Raw genomic sequence first — 21,754 nt, 5'->3', positions numbered from 1 at the left:
GACCTTATAAAATTAAAAAAGCCGGCTGGTATTAGCTTAGCCGGCTTTAAGAATGTAAAAAATTTAAAAAACTTACCTGGTCAGGAGTACTTTGTGGTATTGTACTTTACCATCAGTCTGTAAGCGCAGGAAGTACAAGCCGCCAACCTGATTTTTAGCTTGCCATTCTACCTGCTGCACGTGCTTAGCTTGTGCTTCTCCCTGAAACAAGGTTACTACTTTTCTGCCTTCACTGTCGTATGCTGTTAAGTTAACGGGTTGAGTAGTTTCTACCGAAAAGCGGATGGTTATTTGGCCTTGGAAAGGATTGGGGTAAGCTTGCAGGATGAAAGCTTTGGATTTTACCTGTAGTTCTTCGGCTAGAGTAGCTGTTCTTTCAGCGACCATGGGACTGGTTTGCGGGGCTACTTTCACGAGCCAGTAATCGGTGCTGCCTTGACTGGTTTGCGTCCGGTCGCCACTCACGCCCGAGTTGGATCTGCCGGCCAGCAGTAAGCCGCCGTCTTTGGTCGGGGTCACGGTGCGGAGTTCTTCCGTACCGCTGCCGCCGTAGCGTAGGTCTTGTACTTGGTTGCCTTGCTGGTCAACTTCTACGATCCAGTAGTCGCTCTCGCCCTGACTAGCCTGGGTTTTATCGCCGCTGACCTCGGAGGAGGAGTGACCCGCTAAAACATAATGCCCTTGGCTGGTGAAAGTACTGGCCCGCAGTTCGTCATCTTTACTGCCGCCGAAGGTTCTATCCCATAACTTTGTACCTTTCTCATCTAAAGTAACTAACCAGTAATCTTTACCACCTTGACTTGCCTGGGTTTTATTACCACTCTTACCCGAACTGCTCGTTCCGGAAATAAAGTAATTCTTAGCGGAGTTCATACCCACCGAGTAAACTTGATCCTGTTGATTACCACCAAAGGTTTTCTCCCAGACTAATTTTCCGTTTTTATCGGTTTTCACGACCCAGTAATCACTCGCTCCTTGACTTACTTGGCTTTTATCCCCGGTTTTCCCGGACAAGGAAGATCCTCCGAGTAAGTAGCCGCCATCTGGAGTCTCGATAAAGCTCCCTAGCTTTTCTTCCATAGAACCACCATAGCGTTGATCCCAGATCAGCGTGCCATTTTTTGAAATTTTGATGAGCCAGTAATCCCTTCCACCTTGAGCAGCTTGGGTTTTATCCCCGCTGATTGGGGAATTGCTGTGTCCGCCCAGCACGTACTCACCAGTACGCAGTTGAATAACTTTGACGAGTTCCTCTTCGCCGGAGCCGCCGTAGGTTTTATCCCATTCTTTGTTGCCCTGAGCGTCCGTTTTTACGAGCCAGTAATCCAGGTTACCTTTACTGGCCTGAGACTTGTCGCCGCTTTTACCCGACAAGGAAGAACCCGCCAGTAAGTAGCCGCCATCTTGCGTTTGAATGACGCGGTTCAGGTAATCATCTTCGCTGCCCCCATAGCGTTTATCCCAAATCTGCTGGCCGTTCTTATCCGATTTCACGATCCAGTAGTCGTTCTGGCCTTGGCTAGGCTGGGTTTTATCACCGCTTGCACCCGAGTTGGTGTAGCCTCCCGATAAGTAGCCCCCATCGTAGGTTTTGATAACCGAAGTAAGATTATCTTGACCTGTACCCCCATAGCGCATATTCCAGGCAGTTATATTAGGTTGTTCTTCTTTTATCTTCACTACCCAATAATCTAGAAAACCTCTAGTCGATTCACTCTTATCACCCCCTCTATCTGAGTTAGAGTAACCAGCCAGAAGATAGCCGCCATCAGGTGTAGTTACCATGGCAGTTATTGTTTCATCCAGTATACTGGCGTCCTTACCCCCAATGGTTTTATCCCAAACTTTTTGTCCGGTGTTCGTAATTTTTACCACCCAGTAATCTGGCCCGCAGTTAACAATATCATTGCCGCAGGAACCGCGGTGTACCTGGCTCTTTTCTCCGCTGATGTTGGAAGCAGAATAACCACCCAGTAAATAACCGCCATCGGAAGTAGCTAGTAGCGAAAAAAGTTCATCGCGGCCCGCGCCACCAATGGTTTTATCCCATTCTTTATTACCAGTAGCATTTACCTTTACTACCCAGTAATCATTAATACCCCGATTATTTTCCGTCTTATCGCCTCCTTTGTCTAATTGAGAAATCCCACCCAACAGATAACCTCCATCCATAGTAGCAATTAAGGAACGTAGCTGTTCGCCGCCTCTAAAATTTCTATGCCATTCTTCTTTTCCGGTGCCATCTATTTTGACGATAGAGTATCCTATACCAGCCAGAAGGTAACCGCTATCCAGAGTGGCTACCATATCCCGAAGATCAATATTATGCCCCGGGCTTTTATCCCATATTCTATTTCCATTGGCATCCATTTTAACTAACCACGTACCCGTTAGGGCCTGGCTTTTATCCCCGCTTTTACCGGATTCGGAAACACCACCCAGAAGGTAGCCGCCCCCTGGGGCATTTACTAAAGTTCGGAAGTATTCGTATTGATTACCGCCAAAGGTTTTATCCCATTGTTTTTTGCCCTGGGCATCTATTTTTACTAACCAGTAGTCGGCACTACCACGACTTGCCTCGGTTTTGTCGCCGCTAATGCCTGAACTAGAAGTACCGCCTAACAAGTAACCGCCATCCGGAGTAGCAATTAAGTCTTGAAGTTCATCAATGCTTGTACCCCCAAAAGTTTTATCCCAGATTTTGGTACCATTATTATCAATTTTTACTATCCAGTAGTCTTCACTCCCTTTACCAGGCGTAGATTTATCGCCGTTCTTACCTGAACTAGAAGTGCCACCTAGCAAGTAACCACCATCTGGTGTGGGAATGATGTTGGTAAAAATTTCTCCGGCGCTGCCACCAAAGGCTTTTTCCCAAATCTTGGTAACAGGATTGGCTGGTTCTACCAGGAAATCTTGCATAACCTCCTGGGCCAGGTAGTTTGCGTTTCCGGCCTGCGTTGCTTTAACGGTAACCTGTCCGGTACCCGTAAGAGTAACCGTATAATCTTTTATTTTAGCTGGCCCCGAAACAATCCCATATTGTACCGGCAACCCAGAAGTAGATTGCGCCGAAAGCAAAAAAGGTTTATCCTTTACTGTTTTATTTAAGACTACGTCGAACGCAATTGTTTGCTCTTTTTTACCATTATCCTTTACATTTAAAATCCAGTAATCCAGGTCTCCGTTATTGGCTTCGCTCTGGTCGCCATTTTTATCGGACTGGGACCAACCTCCCGCGACATAACCATCGGCCGTTGGCACAAGAAAATTTAAAAAATCGCTACTGTTGCCGCCGTACGCCCGATCCCAAAGTTTTTTACCGTTCGTATCTACTTTAACTAACCAATAATCGTAGCTTCCCCGGCTAACCTGGCTTTTATCACCTGTTTTATCTGATGCCGAAGAACCGCCCAGCAGGCAACTCCCATCTGCGCGCGGTAGTAGGGAACTTAAGCGATCATCCGATTCACCGCCCAGAGTTTTATCCCAAATTTTTTTGCCAGTGGCATCTAATTTTACCAGCCAATAATCATTACTGCCGCGACCATCTTCACTTTTATCGGAGCTTTTATGAGATTCGGAATAACCGCCCAGCAAATAACTTCCATCGGATCCAATAGTTAAGGAACCCAGGCGGTCATCTGAATCGCCGCCAACTGTTTTATCCCAAAGTTTTTTGCCATTACTATCTATTTTTATTACCCAGTAATCATAACCTCCTTTAAAATTCTGGCTTTTATCCCCGGATTTGCCCGATGAAGAATATCCTCCTAATAAGTACCCGTTATCTGATCTAGCAACCACATCGCTAAGTATGTCATCGGTTGAACCGCCGAAGGTTTTATCCCACGTTTTTTGACCTTGTTGATCTATTTTTACTACCCAGTAATCGGCTCCCCAATCGCCCTTATTGGCATTACTTTTATCGCCGCCAACATCTGAATAAGAGTAACCTCCCAGTAAGTAGCCGCCATCGGAAGTAGGAACAATACTTTGAAGGAAATCTAAGTCCGAGCCCCCAAAGGTTTTATCCCATTGTTTCACCCCCTGTGCATCTATCTTTACTACCCAGTAGTCGCTCCGGCCTTTATTGGCTTCACTCTTATCGTTGTTGGCATTGGAAGCGGAAGTGCCGCCCAGCAAATAGCCCCCATCCGGAGTAGGAATAATGGCAGAGAGATTATCATCCTGGCTGCCCCCGAAGGTTTTATCCCATGTTTTAGAACCGTTGCTGTTTATTTTAACAATCCAATAATCGGTGCCTCCCCGGTTGGTCTGGCTTTTATCGCCCGTTATTCCCGAGGCAGAGTAGCCGCCTAATAAGTAGCCGCCGTCAGAGGAAGTAGCCATTGTTGTAAGTACATCACGTCCGTTACCACCCAGGATTTTGTCCCATTGTTTCGGAACCGGATTCTCTCCTTCCACCTGAAAAGTCCGGGTAACATCCTGTGCCGAAAGATAGATAGCATCTCCCGCCTGGGTTGCTTTAATAATAACTTCGCCCATGCCGGTTATGGTAACGATACTATCTTGTATAGTAGCCGGACCCGAAATAACCTTAAGGGTAACCGGAAGGCCCGAACTGGCCCGGGCCGAAAGGGCGAAGGGCCTATCGACTAGCGTTTTATTTGGAATCGGATCGAAAGTGATGATTTGCTCTTTGGTACCCTTTTCTTTTACTTTTACTACCCAATAATCCCATTCTCCCCCAAGGTATTCTTCGGTTTTATCCCCGCCGATTTGGGAATTAGAGTAGCCTCCCAGCATATAGCCGCCATCCGGCGCAAACTGAAAAGATTGCAATATATCGTTTGTATAACCCCCAATGGTTTTGTCCCATTCCTGGGTGCCATTGGCCGCTACCTTCACTATCCAGTAGTCATAGCCATAAGAACCTTTATTGTCCCCGGTTTTATCCCCGTCTTTCCCAGATTCCGAGAAACCAGCCAGTAGAAAACCGCCATCGCTGGTGGATTGCATAATGCGTAAGTAGTCGCCTTGGGTGCCGCCAATGGTTTTATCCCATTCCTGGGTGCCATTGGCCTGCAACTTCACTAACCAGAAATCATAATCTCTACTATCTACGGTTTTATCTTCGCCCTTACCGGAATTAGAGTAGCCCCCCAACATATAACCACCATCGGGGGTTTGTTGAAGAGAGGTTAACTGGTCAACACCACCCGAACCAATGGTTTTATCCCAGGCTTTGGTGCCATCGGGTAGTAGTTTCACGATCCAGTAATCATCCGCTCCTTTAGCATTATCCGATTTGTCGCCACTTTTATGGGAAGAAGAAAAACCGCCTAAAAGATAACCGCCGTCCGGGGTTTGCAGCAAGGTTTGCAAGTCGTCGTTATCATTACCGCCCAGCGTTTTATCCCAGGCCTTACTGCCGTCGGCATTTAGCTTCACTACCCAATAATCCGGAGATTCATCAACAGCTTTCGAATCTTCTGATTTATCATCACCCTTGTCGGAATTAGAAGTACCTCCCAAAATATACCCGCCATCACGGGTTTGCTGCAAAAAACGTAGTTCATCACCGCCATTACCCCCAATAGTTTTATCCCATTCTTTGCTACCATTGGCATTTAGTTTTACCACCCAGTAATCGGGAGAAGAATAGAGAGTTTGTTTATTGTTTTCGCTTTTATCACCGCTTGCATCAGAGTAGGACCAACCACCCAAAATATAGCCCCCATCCTGAGTCTTCTGCATCGTAGTTAGGTTATCCGTATAACTACCCCCAATGGTTTTATCCCATTCCTGGGTGCCATCAGACCGGAGTTTTACTATCCAATAATCATCACCTCCTTTTGAATCTTCCGATTTATCGGCGCTTTTATTGGAAGAAGAAGTACCGCCGATCAGGGATCCCCCGTCAGTGGTGATTACTAAAGCTGAAAATTGATCAGATTTGTCTCCGCCCAAAGTTTTATCCCATTGGATGCCTTGGGCGTGTAACCGGAGAATGTAAATATTTAAAAAAACTAGCAGCCATACCAGGCGGTGCCCCCAAAGCTTAAAAATTGGGGCATTTTTATAAAAAGCAAGTAAGGGTGTTTTCATAGGTTTGGGCTTTTTAAAATAGTATAAAAGGAAACTTGACTACGCGCAATCACTGATCAAAAAAAATTACAACCAGAAAGTAGGGGCGGTAAATGCGAGAAGCTTATAAAACGGCCTTATAAGTTAAGCATTTTTCTAAAATGACTCCAGTAGATTTTGCTTAAATAAATGATAAAGTACAGGTGATCGATATCTTGAAAAATAAGCTATTGTAAGGCGTTAAAAGCAAAAGTTAGGAATAAGGTTTTATGTAACTAAACAGGCCCGTACTCATCCCGAAATAAAAAATACGAGCCCAGAACTCCTAAAACAGAAGGAGAGATTTGCGTTTTTTTAAAAATAATTTAAAAAAACTTTTATGCAGGCCGGTACTGGATTGATAAGCCAACTGTATTAAAATTTAATGTGTAATGTGGCCGGAAAGTGCTTACTCCGACTGATTATAAATATTACTTACATGTGTTACTTAGTCAGGAGTAATTTTACTTGATAATGTTTGTCAGGGGTTTGTAATTGTAGGAAATACATTCCTGCAGTTTTATTGCTGGCTTGCCACTTCAGGGAATAGAAGTAGTGGGCTTTTGCTTCTTGTTTAAATAAAGTGGCTACTTCCCGACCTTGAAGATCATAAATTTTTATAGTAGTAGGTTGCGTTTCGGGTAAGGTAAAGCTTATAGATACTTGGTTTTGGAAAGGATTAGGATAAGCCTTTATAGCAGGGAATTCCGTTGGAGTTGCTGGTTCTTGGGCTAGAGTAGCTGTTCTTTCAGCGACCATGGGACTGGTTTGCGGGGCTACTTTCACGAGCCAGTAATCGGTACTACCTTGACTCGGCTGGGTACGGTCGCCACTTACCCCCGAGTTAGATCTGCCACCTAAAAGTAAGCCGCCGTCTTTGGTTTGCGTTACCGTTCTTAACTCTTCCGTACCGCTGCCACCATAACGTAAGTCTTGTACTTGGTTGCCTTGCTGGTCAACTTCTACGATCCAGTAGTCGCTCTCGCCCTGACTAGCCTGGGTTTTATCGCCGCTGACCTCGGAGGAGGAATGACCCGCTAAAACATAGTGGCCTTGGCTGGTGAAAGTACTGGCCCGGAGTTCATCATCTTTACTGCCGCCGAATGTACGCTCCCACAGCTTATTGCCATTCTGATCCAAGGTAACCAGCCAGTAATCTTTGCCTCCTTTGCTCTCTTGGCTCTTATCGCCGCTCTTACCCGAAGAACTCGTGCCGGAAATAAAGTAGTTCTTAGCGGAGTTCATACCCACCGAGTAGCCTTCATCCTGCTGATTACCACCCAAGGTTTTCTCCCAGACTAAGGTGCCTTGTTTATCCGTTTTCACGACCCAGTAATCACTAACTCCTTGGCTGCTTTGCGTTTTATCCCCGTTTTTCCCGGACAAGGAAGATCCTCCGAGTAAGTAGCCGCCATCGGGAGTCTCGATAAAGCTCCCTAGCATTTCCTCCATAGAACCACCATAGCGTTGATCCCAGAGGATAGTACCGTTTTTGGAAATTTTGACGAGCCAGTAATCCCTTCCACCTTGAGCAGCTTGGGTTTTATCCCCACTTACGGGAGAGTTGCTGAAGCCGCCCAACACGTACTCGCCAGTACGCAGTTGAATGACTTTGACGAGTTCCTCTTCGCCGGAGCCGCCGTAGGTTTTATCCCATTCTTTGTTGCCCAGCTGATCGGTTTTCACCAGCCAGTAATCCAGGTTACCTTTACTGGCCTGAGACTTGTCGCCGCTTTTACCCGAAAAAGAAGAGCCCGCTAGTAAGTAACCACCGTCAGCTGTTTGGATCACCCGGTTCAGGTAATCGTCGCCCGAGCCGCCATAACGTTTATCCCAGAGTTTCTTGCCATTTTTGTCGGATTTCACAAGCCAGTAATCGTTCTTACCTTGCGAGTTCTGCGACTTATCGCCGCTTATGCCGGAGTTGGTGTAGCCGCCGCTTAAGTAGCCGCCATCTTGGGTCTTAATGGTGGAGGTAAGGTTATCCGTACCACTGCCACCGTAGCGCCTGTTCCAGGCTGATTGAACGGGAGTGTCTTCTTTCACTTTTACTACCCAGTAATCTTCCTTATAATGGTAAATAAAGTTAGTATCCTGGGACGCTGCTGTTTTATCTCCCCCAATCCCGTATGCCGCCGAAGTACCGGCTATTACATAATCACCGTTCGTAACAGGCACTACTGCGGCAAGCCCATCATAATCTAAGCTACCAATGGTTTTATCCCACTTTTGGGTGCCTTCTCCATCAATCTTAACCAGCCAATAATCTTCTGCTCCTAAAGTATATATCCTATATGACCCTTCCCCCAATGGATATTCAATAATTGCCCCACCCCGGTTGTCTTCACTTTTCTCGCCTCCTTTTTTTGAATTAGAAGTACCCGCCAGCAGATAATTGCCATCCGGAGTAGGGATGATATTTTTAAGTTCAGAGTTACCTGTAAAAACAAAAAAATTTATCTCTGTGTTAATGCCGCCATACGTTTTATCCCAAACTTTAGTGCCCATACTATCTATTTTTACTACCCAATAGTCGCTTAATCCTGCATCATAAATTACATTCAGGTTGTTATCACTCTTTTCTGCTCCTTTTTCAGCACTCGAATAACCACCTAACAAATAACCCCCATCTGGAGTAGTAAGTAAAGTAGTTAAGATGGAACTACCTGCATCGTGTAAGCATTGGTCCGGAGGATCGGCAGTACAATCTTCCGGATAATAGGTTTCTTTTAAGCCGCCGTATGTTTTATCCCACAGCTTGGTACCATCTTCTTGCAGGCAAAGAATCCAGTAATCTTCAATACCTCGGCTTTCCTGACTTTTATCCCCGCTTTTACCCGAGGCTGAAGAACCGCCAATCAGGTAGCCTCCATTCGCCGAAACTACTATGGCGTTCAGCTTATCAGCTTCGCTTCCTCCGTAAGTCTTGTCCCAAATTTTTGTGCCTTGGGCATCTATTTTGATAAGCCAATAATCACTGTTGCCTTTACTAACTTGACTTTTATCCCCGCTTTTACCCGATTCGGAGCTTCCTCCTAGCAAGTACCCCCCATCGGGCGTAGCCAATAAAGTACTCAGATTATCTGCTTCGCTGCCCCCGTAGGTTTGATCCCAGATCTTCTGGCCAGTGGCGTCTAATTTTACGAGCCAAAAGTCGGTTTTTCCTTTACCTTCCTGACTCTTATCGCCGGACTGACTTGAGGCAGAAGTACCACCTAGCAGATAACCACCATCCGGAGTAACAATAATAGTTGTAAGTTTATCTGCTTCCGTGCCGCCATAAGCTTTATCCCACAATTTCGCTCCCTGGTGGTTAAGTTTCACCACCCAATAATCAGCCAAATAGTATCCTGGTTGGTTCGGTGTTCCTTTATTATTTTCACTTTTATCTCCGGTTTTTCCCGAAACCGAATAGCCGCCTACTAAGTAACCACCATCCGGAGTAGCCACCATGGCGGTAAGATGGTCCAGGTTAAAGCCACCGAGCGTTTTATCCCATTCTGTTTTAACAATTTTTTTTTCTTCTACCACAAAGCTATGGGTAACTTCTGCGAAATTATAAGTAGCGTTACCTGCTTGATAAGCCTGAATTTTTACCGTACCAACCCCGGTAAGCGTAACCATATTGCCGCTGACTGTAGCCGGCCCAGATAGTATTTTAAAATTAACCGGCAATCCGGAACTAGCTTGAGCCACAAGCGCGAAGGGAGCATCGCCTACTGCTTTGTTGAGCAATATAGGTTCAAAGGTGATGTTTTGATTTTGACGAATTTTATTATCTAGCTTTACAATCCAAAAGCCACGTCCTTCTTCTGATTTATCACCGCTTTTGTCGGAACCAGAGGTGCCGCCCAAAATATAACCCTCATCCCGGGTTTGTTGGAGTGATTGTAACCATTCGCCGCCATTACCGCCAAAGGTTCTATCCCAAACTTTTGTTCCATTAGCGCTCAGCTTTACTACCCAATAATCATCAAATCCTTTACTGGCTTCCGTCTTATCGTTGCCCAAGCCGGAATTTGAAGTGCTACCCAGAATAAAACCTCCATCGTGCGTTTGCTGGAGCGTTTCCAGCCGGTCCACATCCTTTCCGCCAAATATTTTATTCCATTCTTTCGTGCCATCGGCTTTAAACTTTACTAGACCAAAATTCCAAGTAGAGACTGGACTATAACTCACAATAAAGCCACCATCGGTGGTAGTTTGAAAAGACCTGATGTTATTAACGCTGATCTTGTTTTCTGAAGTTTTAGTGCCATCTTCTGCTATTTTAAATATTTTAAAATTATTACCTATAAAACCGCTCAGCAGAAAGCCGCCATCGGGCGCAACCTCCAAATTAACAAGCCCATCATCACGTTTTTCGCCCAAAGTTTTATCCCAAACCTTCTTACCGGTCGCATCAATCTTTATGATCCAACAGTCAAAAGAATAGTCACCGTATTCATCTTTAGGCCCTACATTAACTTCACTCTTATCACCGCTCTTACCGGAACGGGAAACCCCACCTAGTATGTAACCGCCATCGCTTGTTAGTTGCAGGGCTTTCAGATAATCGTGGTTATTGCCTCCAAAAGTTTTATCCCATTGTTTCGTACCATTTGCATTAATTTTAAGGAGCCAGTAATCATTGGTAATTTCACCGTACACGTTTGCTCCGCCTTTATTTGCTTCCGTTTTATCCCCGCTTTTTCCGGAGTTGGAATATCCTCCTAAGATATAGCCTCCATCAGGTGTCTGTAGCAGATTAGTTAAGTTGTCAGAGGAGTTTCCGCCAAAAGTTTTGTCCCAGGCTTTGGTACCATCGGCGTTTAACTTTACTACCCAATAATCTACTTCGCCTCTATTGGCTTCGGTTTTATCGTGACCAATGCCTTCGGAAGAGTTACCGCCCAGAATGTAGCCATTGTCACTCGTTTGGTGTACTACTACAAATGAATTTCCACCGATTAAGGTTTTATCCCAGAGCTTTGTTTGAGCTAGGGAGGAGAAGGAAACCAGCAGGCCAGCCAGCAAAAGAAAGCCTTGCTCCCAGCAGGTAGGATAGAAGAAAAGAAAATGCGCATTTCCAATTGAAAAAGTTGTTTTCATATCGATCGGGTTTTAAAGAGAGGAGACACTAATGAAGCATCAGAAAATTAGAAAGCAATGAGCGGCTAAGCCTGTCTACTGAAAAGGATAGAAATTTTACTATATTTTAAAGACTCGGGCAACGAAACAACTAAAATTTCCCGTAAGAAAGTTTAGATATATCTATTCAAATCTCGCTAAGCCCACAAGGCAAAAGGCAGGATAACAAAGAAATTCTTCTCGTATTTAATCTTTCTTGTTACGGAAACCCGCAATAATTCATTCAAGGGCTAAGTAAGATTTTAGCTGTAACATTCCTGGCCGAAGTATTTAGGTGCACTAGGTACATGCCGGCAACTTTGTTGTGTCCTTGCCACTCTACCTGATAGGTTTGGTTGGCTTGGGCCCTTCCCTTAAACAAAGTAGTTATTTCTCTACCCTGGCTGTCAGATACTTTTACCTGAGCAAACTGAGTCTGGGATAGCATAAAGCTTATAGTAACTTTCTCCCGGAAAGGATTGGGGTAAGCTTGAAATTGAAAGCCTTCGGTTTTACTAACTGGTTCTTCGGCTAGAGTTACTTGTCTAGTAGCTAACAGGGAATTAGTGGTGGGAGCTACTTTCACGAGCCAGTAATCGGTACTGCCCTGACTGGGCTGGGTACGATCCCCACTCACGCCCGAAGCAGATCTGCCGGCTAGCAGCAAGCCGCCGTCTTTGGTCGGGGTCACGGTGCGGAGTACTTCCGCTTCGCTGCCTCCGTAGCGTAAATCTTGTACTTTATTGCCTTGCTCGTCTACGGCTACGACCCAGTAATCACTGTCGCCCTGGCTGTCCTGGGTTTTATCGCCGCTTGCATCGGAGGAGGAGTGACCCGCCAGTATGTAATGTCCTTTACTGGTAATCGTGCTGGCCCGCAGTTCATCATCTTTACTGCCGCCGAATGTACGATCCCACAGCTTATTGCCATTCTCATCTAAAGTAACTAACCAGTAATCTTGGCCTCCTTGACTGGCTTGTGTCTTGTCGCCACTCTTACCCGAACTGCTCGTTCCGGAAATAAAGTAGTTCTTAGCGGAGTTCATAGCTACCGAGTAAACTTGATCCGCTTTACTGCCGCCATAGGTTTTCTCCCAGACGATCTTACCTTGTTGATCCGTTTTCACGACCCAGTAATCACTCGCTCCTTGGCTACTTTGCGTTTTATCCCCGGTTTTCCCGGACAAGGAAGATCCTCCGAGTAAGTAGCCGCCATCCGGGGTTTGAACAAAGCTGCCGAGTGTTTCTGCTAAGCTGCCACCATAGCGTTTATCCCAAATAATAGTGCCCGTGCTGCTTATTTTTAAAATCCAGTAATCTGAACTACCTTGACTAGCTTGGCTTTTATCGCCACTTACGGGAGAGTTGCTATGTCCGCCCAACACGTACTCGCCAGTACGCAGTTGAATGACTTTAACGAGTTCCTCTTTGCCGGAGCCGCCGTAGGTTTTATCCCATTCCTTATTGCCCAGCTGATCGGTTTTCACCAGCCAGTAGTCACGGTTACCTTTACTGGCCTGGGACTTGTCGCCGCTCTTGTTCGAGAAAGAAGAGCCCGCTAGTAAGTAACCACCGTCAGCAGTCTGGATCACGCGGTGGAGATAATCGTCACCTGAACCACCATAACGTTTGTCCCAGAGTTTTTTGCCGTTTTTATCACTCTTGACAATCCAGTAGTCGTTCTGGCCCTGACTGTTTAGGCTTTTATCGCCACTTACCCCGGAGTTGGTGTAACCGCCACTTAAGTAACCCCCATCTTGGGTCTTAATGGTAGAAGTCAGGTTATCGCTGCCACTGCCACCGTAGCGCCTGTTCCAGGATGCTGCAAGCGGTTGGTCTTCTTTTAGCTTTACTAACCAAAAATCGTATACACCCCAGTTAGGTTCAGTCTTGTCACCATTAGCATCCGAAGCGGAACTTCCTCCTAGTATGTAACCGGTACCATTTGGGGAAGCCACCATGGTTGTGAGCTCATCGCCTTTTTCTCCTCCTAAGATCTTATCCCAAACCTTCTTGCCATCTTTATCTATCTTCACGATCCAATAGTCTCCATAAACCTGATCTATTCCCCGAACCTCGCCACTTTTATCTTTCTCGATCCCGGAAGTAGAAGTTCCTCCCAGCAGATAATCTCCGTCCGGTGTAGCCGCGATTGTTGCCAGATGATCGTAGTTAGATCCGCCTATGGTTTCATCCCATATTTTGGTGCCTTGGGCATCAATCTTTACCAGCCAGTAATCCGAGGTTAAGCTGCCATTAGCATCCGGTAGGCCCTGGTTGATTTCGCTTTTGTCGCCGCTCTTATCCGAAAAGGAAGAACCACCTACTAAATACCCTCCATCCGGGGTGGCTACCATACTTTTTAAAAAATCATTCTTATCTCCCCCCCAGGTTTTATCCCACAGTTTCTTACCGGTTGCATCTATTTTTACTATCCAATAATCCACCGATAAATAGCCATATACATCCGGAATTCCTTTGTTATTTTCACTCTTATCGCCATTTTTACCGGAGCCAGAATAACCACCTGCCAGATAGCCGCCATCGGGGGTTGCCACCAGTGAGGTGAGCTCTTCGCTTTGCGTACCGCCTAAAGTTTTATCCCACAGCTTATTGCCGTTTGCATCCAGCTTTACCAGCCAGTAATCTTGTTCTCCCCGGCTGGGTTCACTTTTATCCCCGCCAATGTCGGCGTTAGAGGACCCACCCAATAAATAGCCTCCATCCGGGGTAGCCAATAACGCATCCAGGGAGTTCCCGGCTTCGTTAAATCCTCCTATAGCTTTTTCCCATTGCTTTGTACCACTACTACTGATTTTAACTACCCGGTACAGATCACTAAAATCAAAAGAAGAAGTGCTGCCTAATAAATAGCCGCCATCGGTGGTGCTTATCAGACTTGTGAACCGGTCGCCCAAATCGCCAAAGGCAGCTATAGTAATGTCCCAGAGTTTTTTTCCATCCGGATCTATCTTCACGAGCCAATAACCATTTTTAGAACTACTTTTATCGCCCCCTTTATCTGAATTAGAGTTGCCGGCCAGCAGATAGCCGCCATCGGGAGCGGCAACCATGGTTATTAGCTGATCGTTGCGTTTGCCGCCAATACGCTTATCCCAAAGTTTAGTAACCGGGCCAGGTGGGTCCACGATGATAACCTGGTTTATCGCAGATGCCGGGGCAAAGATAGCATTACCGGTTTGGGAAGCTTGTATGATAATTCTCCCTATTCCCGTAAAAGTGAGTAAATTTTGAGTAAGGGTAGCCGGGCCCGAAATCACCGAAAAAGTAACGGGTAACCCCGAACTAGCTTGGGCTTTAAGAATAACAGGCGCATCGCCCAGTGTTCTGGTAAGGAGTGGCGTAGGGAAGGTGATGTTTTGAACTTGCTTATCGGTATTACCTACTTTTACGACCCAATAGTCGTTAGAACCACGGCTGGCTTCACTTTTATCGCCGCGGATACCCGAGGCGGCCGTACCACCCAGCAGGAAATTTTTATCGGGGGTGATTATTACATCCAGATCGAAAGTAGCGGGCCAGTTAAAGGAAAAGTCGTCGCTGCCAAAAGTTCTTTCCCATATCTTATCGCCGTTTTTGTTTACCTTTACTACCCAGTAGCCTTTTTTTTCTTCACTTTTATGTCCGCCTTTACCCCGGAGGGATATGCCGCCTAATAAGTAGCTGCCATCGGGGCTAACAAGCACCGTTCCGAGTATATCTTGGGTGCTACTGCGGTAATTCTTTTCCCATTCTTTGCTGCCAGCGGCGTTTAGTTTGGTAATTCTATAGTCGGCATTGCCCAGCAAATATCCTCCCTGGGTTGTAGTTGCCATTGCCCGCAGACCACCGGTACCGTACACTTTATCCCAGATTTTTTTGCCGGTAACATCCAGCTTTAATAACCAGTTTCCGGTTGGTGCCACACTTTTATCCCCGCTTTTGCCGGATTCAGAAGACCCCCCCAGCAGGTAGCCCCCATCATTGGTTACTAGTACGGTGGCCAGGCTTTCGTTATAATCGCCGCCGAAAGTTTTATCCCATTCTTTACTGCCGTCGGCTTTTAGCTTTACTATCCAGTAATCACTGCCGCAGTAATCTTGGTTGCATTTATTTGCTTGCGTTTTATCACCTTCTTTTCCGGAATCAGAATAACCACCGAGTAAAAAGCCCCCATCGGCAGTTGTTACCTGGGAGGTTAAAATATCACTATTTTTGCCCCCGAAAGTTTTATCCCAAATTTTTTCTCCGTTAGCATCAATTTTTACCACCCAATAATCCGGCGTAATTTGCTTATTTTGATCAAAAGTGGCCCTGTTTTTTTCACTCTTGTCGCCACTGATACCCGACAAGGAAAAACCACCCAGTAAATAGCCGCCGTCCGAGGTAGCTATTACAGTTTTCAGGTTATCGGTGTTATCTCCGCCGTAGGTTTTATCCCATACTTTTTGGCCGTTGGCATCTAATTTAATAATCCAATAATCACCCACCGGTTCGCTGATGTAAGCTTTATTCCCATCCCGGCAATCTTCGGTTTTATCGGCTCCTTTATTGGACAGGGAAGATCCCCCCAATAGAAAGCCGCCATCCGGCGTAGCTACCATCGCGGAGAGTTTGTCCGTTAGTGGGCCCCCGTACGTTTGATCCCAAATTTTATTTTGCGCAAAAGAATTAAAAGAGATGGGCAGGCATACCAACCAAATTGCCCGGACCCAATAGGTAAAATAGGGAAATTTAAAACACCTACTGGTACTAATAAAAGCGGTTTTCATAAAATAAAGTTTTAAGGAAAAGAGCAATAAACGAAGCAGGAGAACCAGAACCCAGTCAGTTCTATAACCGGGTTGCCGCGAGGGTGGAGACGCTTCTGGCCTTATTTTTTTTAAAATTTAGGTCGGTTGCGGAGTTAATTGATGTACTGAAAACAAGTGATGACGCGAATAAAGCAAGCAGCAATTTGGCAACCAGTAAATGATAAATTAATAAATGGTAGCTATTTTTGAAAAACAGCTAGTATCCTTTTTTTGGCATTGATACTCTTTAGCTTTGCTATTTGCTATGGAGGTGAAAAATCTTGAACTTTCTTCTTTAGGTCTCCAGGGGCTTCTGTTTTATCCTGATTAAGTTTAAAACAGAAGCTCTTCCTTTCGATGCGCTAGCATGAATGGTAAATTATTGCCAAAATCAGCTAAGATCTTACACCCGCTATAATTTGCGCAGCGGCGGCTCCTAAAGTTTATTCTGAAACACTGGTAAAAGGGTAGTCGAAGCTAAAATTTAAAATTTTTGGTGCAAGTGGAATACTCTTGTTTGCATAGACGAAGACATTAAAATTAAACAAGAAATAACAACTATTGTGAAAGGAACTGCTAACCGAAAGCGCTGAACTTTGGTGCCCAAAAGAGATGCCGGGTTAATAAAAGAAATAAATACGCTGCTTATTTCCCCTTAATGTAAGTATTTTCCAACGATTTAGCTAAGTATTATTACTCAAAAATTTGAAATTTTAACAAAGCAATTAACCTGAACCTCTTTTATTAAAGCCAGGATAGAATCTTAGTTACATTTTTCTTAAAACGCCGGCAGACTAAAACTATTCGCAGCATGGGCAAAGCATTAATTATTCTGCTGCGTTGGCTATAGTTTGGTTTTGTAACAATAAGACGCCGCAATGCTGGCCAGTAGAAATTAAAGCGCTAAGCAAACAAAATATGCGGAGAATTTGAAAAAGATCGAATAAAAAAGCCAGCCAGAAGTGTTCTGGCTGGCTTGAGAAAAGAAAAAATTTAAAAAAATTACCTGCTCCGAAGTATTTTTTTGGTGATTTGTCCCGTAGGCGTTTGTAATTGCAGCAAGTACATACCGGCTGCTTGTTTACCCGCCTGCCATTCTACTTGGTAGGCCTGTTTGGCTTGTGCTTCCTTTTGGAATAAGGTAGTAATTTCGCAACCCTGACTATCAAGTACTCTAACCGTTGCGGGCTGAGTTTCGGGCAGCGTAAAGCTAATAGTTACTTTCTCTTGAAACGGATTCGGGTAAACAAGTAACTGTACGTTGCTTGATTGTTCGATCGCTAGCTCGGGTTCGTTGGCTACCCGGCTAACTACCATTCCGCTTTTTTCCGAGACTATCTTGATTAACCAGTAATCGGTACGGCCCTGGCTAGGCTGACTGCGATCTCCGCTTATTGGGGAATCAGATCTACCGCCCAGCACAATGCCTCCATCTTCGGCCAGCACCATGGCCCGTAGTTCTTCTTTGTCGCTGCCCCCATATGCTTGGTCGTACTGCTTAGCCCCGGTGGCATTGATTCGCACTAACCAGTAATCGCTGTTGCCTTTGCTGACCTGGCTTTTATCGCCGCTTACGCCGGAGTTAGAAGAACCCGCCAGCAAATAATCACCTTCCTCTGTCTGAAGCACGGACCGCAGTTCCTCGTCGCCGCTACCGCCGTAACTTTTTTCCCGGTACAAAATGCCGTTGCTCTTGATTTGCAAAAACCAGAAATCCTTTCCCCCTTGGCTAGCCTGCTTTTTATCGCCACTAATGCCAGAAGTACTGTAACCAGCCAGGTAATAATCGCCGTCTACATTGGTTTGCGGGCTATATTCCCGGTTCCAGCCTACGGTGGTTAACACCTCGTTCCCGGTGCCACCGTAGCGTTTATCCCAGATCTTGTTGCCATCCGCATCTACCCGTACTAACCAAAAGTCCTGGCTGCCTTGGCTGGCCTGCGTTTTGTCGCCGCCGATCCCGGAAGCAGAGGTGCCGCCCAGAATAAATCCATTGGTAGCGGTGAGGGTAATGCTTTCCAGTTCATCATTCTGGTTGCCGCCGTAGCGTTTATCCCACAGCTTTATCCCGGTTTTGGTAAGTTTGATCAACCAGTAATCGTTGCCGCCCTGGCTACCCTGGCTCTTGTCGCCACTGGCCGGGGAGTTGCTGTAACCGGCCAGCACGTATTCGCCAGTGGTTAATTGAATCACTTTCTTGAGCTCATCGTTGCCCGTGCCCCCAAAACGTTTGTCCCATTGCCGGGTACCCTGCGCGCCTATCTTCACGATCCAGTAGTCCCGGCCACCGCGGCTGGCCTGGCCTTTGTTAATGCTGTTGCCCGAAAAAGAAGAACCGGCTAACAAGTAACCGCCATCTTGGGTCTGGATGACCTGATTCAGATAATCATCGTTCAGCCCGCCGTAAAGTTTATCCCATTCTTTCTTGCCATTCCGGTCCGTCTTAATTATCCAATAGTTCTGTTTTGCTACTCCTTCCGCGTATTCTACATCGCCACTGTTTCGGGAAGTAGTGTACCCTCCGGATAAGTACCCGCCATCGGCTGTTTTAATTAAGGTAGTAAAGTTATCCGGTAAATATCCGCCGTAGCGCATGTTCCAATAAGGGACGGTAGGCATTTCGTTTAAATTTAAGTCTACTATCCAGTAGTCTCTAAACCCTTTGGAGGCTTGCGTTTTATCCCCGCTAACACCAGAGTTGGAACTGCCGCCTAAAACATAGTTTCCGTTGCTGGTGGGTAGCGCCGCTATTAACTCCTCCTGACCGTTCCCGCCGATGGTTTTATCCCATACTTTATAAGTGCCGGAAATTCCTTCTCTTTTTTCCACTTTTACTACCCAGTAATCAGCGGTTAATGTTCCGGATTCAGCGGCATTGCCTCTATTGGGTTCCGTTTTATCACCCGAAACACCGGAAGCGGAATAGCCGCCAAGTAAAAATTTTTGATTGTCTAGCTCCTGAATGGAAGTTAAATAATCATCTTCGTTACCCCCGTAGGTGCTGTTCCAGTCTATTCCGTAAGAATCTACCTTTACGATCCAATAATCTGTTTTCCCCTTGGATGGTTGTGACTTATCGCCGCCTATGTCCGAAGAATTAGAGCTACCGGCTAGAATATAATTATTATCGGCAGTTTGACGCACCACGGTTAAATAATCCTTTTGATCGCCACCCGCAGTTCTGTCCCATTCTTTACTACCATCGGCCTGGAGCTTTACTATCCAATAATCCAAACCCCCTCGACTGACCTGGGTTTTATCGCCACTGATGTTGGAAGCGGAAGCACCACCCAAAATATACCCGTTGTCCTTGGTTTGCTGGAGCGAGGTTAAGATATCAAGGCCGCTGCCGCCAAAAGTTTTATCCCATTCCTTGGCGCCAGTAGCGCTTAGTTTTACTACCCAGAAGTCAGCAGCTCCTTTACTATCTACCGCTTTATCGGCACTTTTATTGGAGTAGGAGTACCCACCTAGGATATAACCGCCATCCTTTGTTTGTTGCAGCGCCGATAAACTATCTTGGCTGGTACCACCCCAGGTTTTATCCCAGGCTTTGCTGCCATCAGCGTTTAACTTAATAACCCAGTAATCCGCCTGTCCTTTGCCAGCCTGGCTTTTATCGCCGCTGATACTGGAAGAAGAAGTGCCGCCGAGAATGTAACCGCCATCCTGGGTTTGTTGGAGCGCCTTTAACTGATCGCTTTTACTACCACCCAGCGTCTTGTTCCACTCGATACGGCCATCCGCCTTCAGTTTAACTATCCAAAAATCCAATTCTCCTTTACTAGCTTGCGTTTTATCGCCGCTAACGCCGGATTTAGAAGAGCCGCCCAGAATATAGCCCCCATCCTTGGTTTTTTGCATTACCGCTAACTTGTCTTCGGCACTACCTCCAATTACTTTATTAGTAGTTACCTGAGATGGATAAACAAGGTTAAAAGTGTATTTCGCTTGGGTAGGTGCATACGTTTCGTTACCGGCCTGGTAGGCTATTATGGTTACGGTGCCCACTCCGGTGGGGGTAAGGGTAGTACCCTTGAGTTCCACCGAGCCGGATAGCACTTCATAGGTTACGGGCAAACCGGAGCTGGCCTTAGCCGATACCGTGAAAGGAGTTACGCCGTATAATTTAGTAGGAATAGGCGTGAAGGTGATCGTTTGAGCTTTGTTCTGGGCTAGCTTGAGGATATAAACGCCTCCTTCGAAAGTATCTTCTCCTCCGGCCAGATAACCGCCATCGCTGGTTTGCACAATGGAGGTTAATCGTTTTTCGTAATCATTTCCGTTTAGATCGGGGCCCGTATTCCATACTTTATCGCCGTTCGGCGTTAATTTTAAGATTTCCCCCGATGCATTCGTTTCACCCGCCAGAATATAGCCGCCATCCTGGGTTTGCTCCAGGGAGTTTAGATCCTCGTTCTCGGATCCCCCGTGGGTTTTATCCCAGATCTTTTTACCCGTGGCGTCTAGTTTTACTACCCAGTAATCACCATTATCCCAGCCATCATACTCTCCTAGGAAAGATTCTGTTTTATCACCAGATGTGTAGGAATTAGAAGTGCCGCCCAGAATGTAGCCACCATCTTTTGTTTGCCGCACAACAAATAACCGGTCTCCATAGGTACCACCAATTGTTTTGTCCCAGGCTTTAGTGCCATCACTTTCGAGTTTTATAACCCAGTAATCCCCTTTAATATCTGCGCCCCGGAGATCCCGGCTAACTTCTGTTTTATCGCCGCTAATGCCGGAGTACGAAGTTCCTCCTAGGATATAACCCCCATCTTGCGTTTGCTGCAAGTCTGAGAAGTTATCGGTACTAGTGCCGCCCAAAGTTTTATCCCACACTGTAGCACCGCTGGCGTTGAGCTTTACGACCCAGTAATCATTGTAAGGCACACCATCCGGGTTTAAGCCGCCCCAATTTTCCTGCGTTTTATCCCCGCTTTTATCTGAAATAGAAGAGCCGCCCAGAATAAAACCGCCATCTTGGGTTTGTTGCAGAGCCCCTAATCTGTCTTCTTCTATGCCCCCCAGGGTTTGGTCCCATACTTTCGCGCCTGTGCCGGTAATTTTTACAACCCAGTAATCCGATTTTCCTTTACTGACTTGCGTTTTATCGCCGCCTTTATTTGAATCGGAGAAACCGCCCAGAATGTAGCCACCATCTTGGGTAAGTTGCAAGGCAGTTAATTGTTCCGTGCCAGTACCCCCCAAAGTTTTATCCCAAACTTTATTGCGATCAGCATCCAGTTTAATGATCCAGTAGTCGCTGCCACCCCGGCTGGCCTGGCTTTTATCTTTACTGATGCCACTGGAAGAAGAGCCGCCCACAATATAACCGCCATCGGTGGTAGGGAGTACGATGGTTTTGCCGTTATAACCGCTATTCAGGTATTTATCCCAGAGTTGGTTCTGCGCCGAAGTAGCGGCCGAGAGGCCAAGGCAAAAACAGAAGGTAGTGCTTAAACGGCACCACCAAGGGTTCGTCTCCGGCAGGGTTGTTAAAAGCCGGAACACAGGAGTAGAAAAATTTTTCATTAATTAAATTGGTTGAATAGGTAAATACGCAAAAGCGTTTACTGGCAAAAACTACCCGATGGAGTTATAGAATTTGCAGCACCGCTACATAAATCAGTTAAAGGTACAGGGTCTTGCCTCTGGGCACAATACCTAAACTTAGGTATTTATTACTAGTCTTTAAAAATTTATGGTAAATATGTAATATTATATATAAAGTTGCTTGTATTTTTTAATACAAATAAG

Annotated in this window: 4 protein-coding genes; all 4 read right to left on the bottom strand. The window is 45.9% G+C overall.

What is annotated here, in order from left to right; translation table 11 throughout:
- Nucleotides 1-72: 72 nt before the first annotated feature.
- Nucleotides 73-6,072 (bottom strand): T9SS type A sorting domain-containing protein, encoded by a 6,000-nt coding sequence (locus AHMF7616_RS16985; protein WP_115373966.1) that lies wholly within the window; start codon nt 6,070-6,072, stop codon nt 73-75.
- Between the two features lie 462 nt (nt 6,073-6,534).
- Complete coding sequence (locus tag AHMF7616_RS16980) at nt 6,535-11,181, bottom strand: T9SS type A sorting domain-containing protein (RefSeq protein ID WP_115373965.1); 4,647 nt, start codon at nt 11,179-11,181, stop codon at nt 6,535-6,537.
- Between the two features lie 262 nt (nt 11,182-11,443).
- Nucleotides 11,444-15,970: a T9SS type A sorting domain-containing protein gene (locus AHMF7616_RS16975; RefSeq protein WP_115373964.1), complete on the bottom strand. Its 4,527-nt coding sequence runs from the start codon at nt 15,968-15,970 to the stop codon at nt 11,444-11,446.
- 1,023 nt (nt 15,971-16,993) lie between these two features.
- On the bottom strand, nt 16,994-21,529 hold the full coding sequence (locus AHMF7616_RS16970) for a T9SS type A sorting domain-containing protein (protein ID WP_115373963.1): 4,536 nt from the start codon (nt 21,527-21,529) through the stop codon (nt 16,994-16,996).
- Between the last annotated feature and the right edge of the window lie 225 nt (nt 21,530-21,754).

Source organism: Adhaeribacter pallidiroseus (assembly GCF_003340495.1).
GTDB classification, from domain to species: Bacteria; Bacteroidota; Bacteroidia; order Cytophagales; family Hymenobacteraceae; genus Adhaeribacter; species Adhaeribacter pallidiroseus.
The sequence above is the reverse complement of the archived record's forward strand: the minus strand, read 5'-3'. Positions and strand labels throughout refer to the sequence as shown.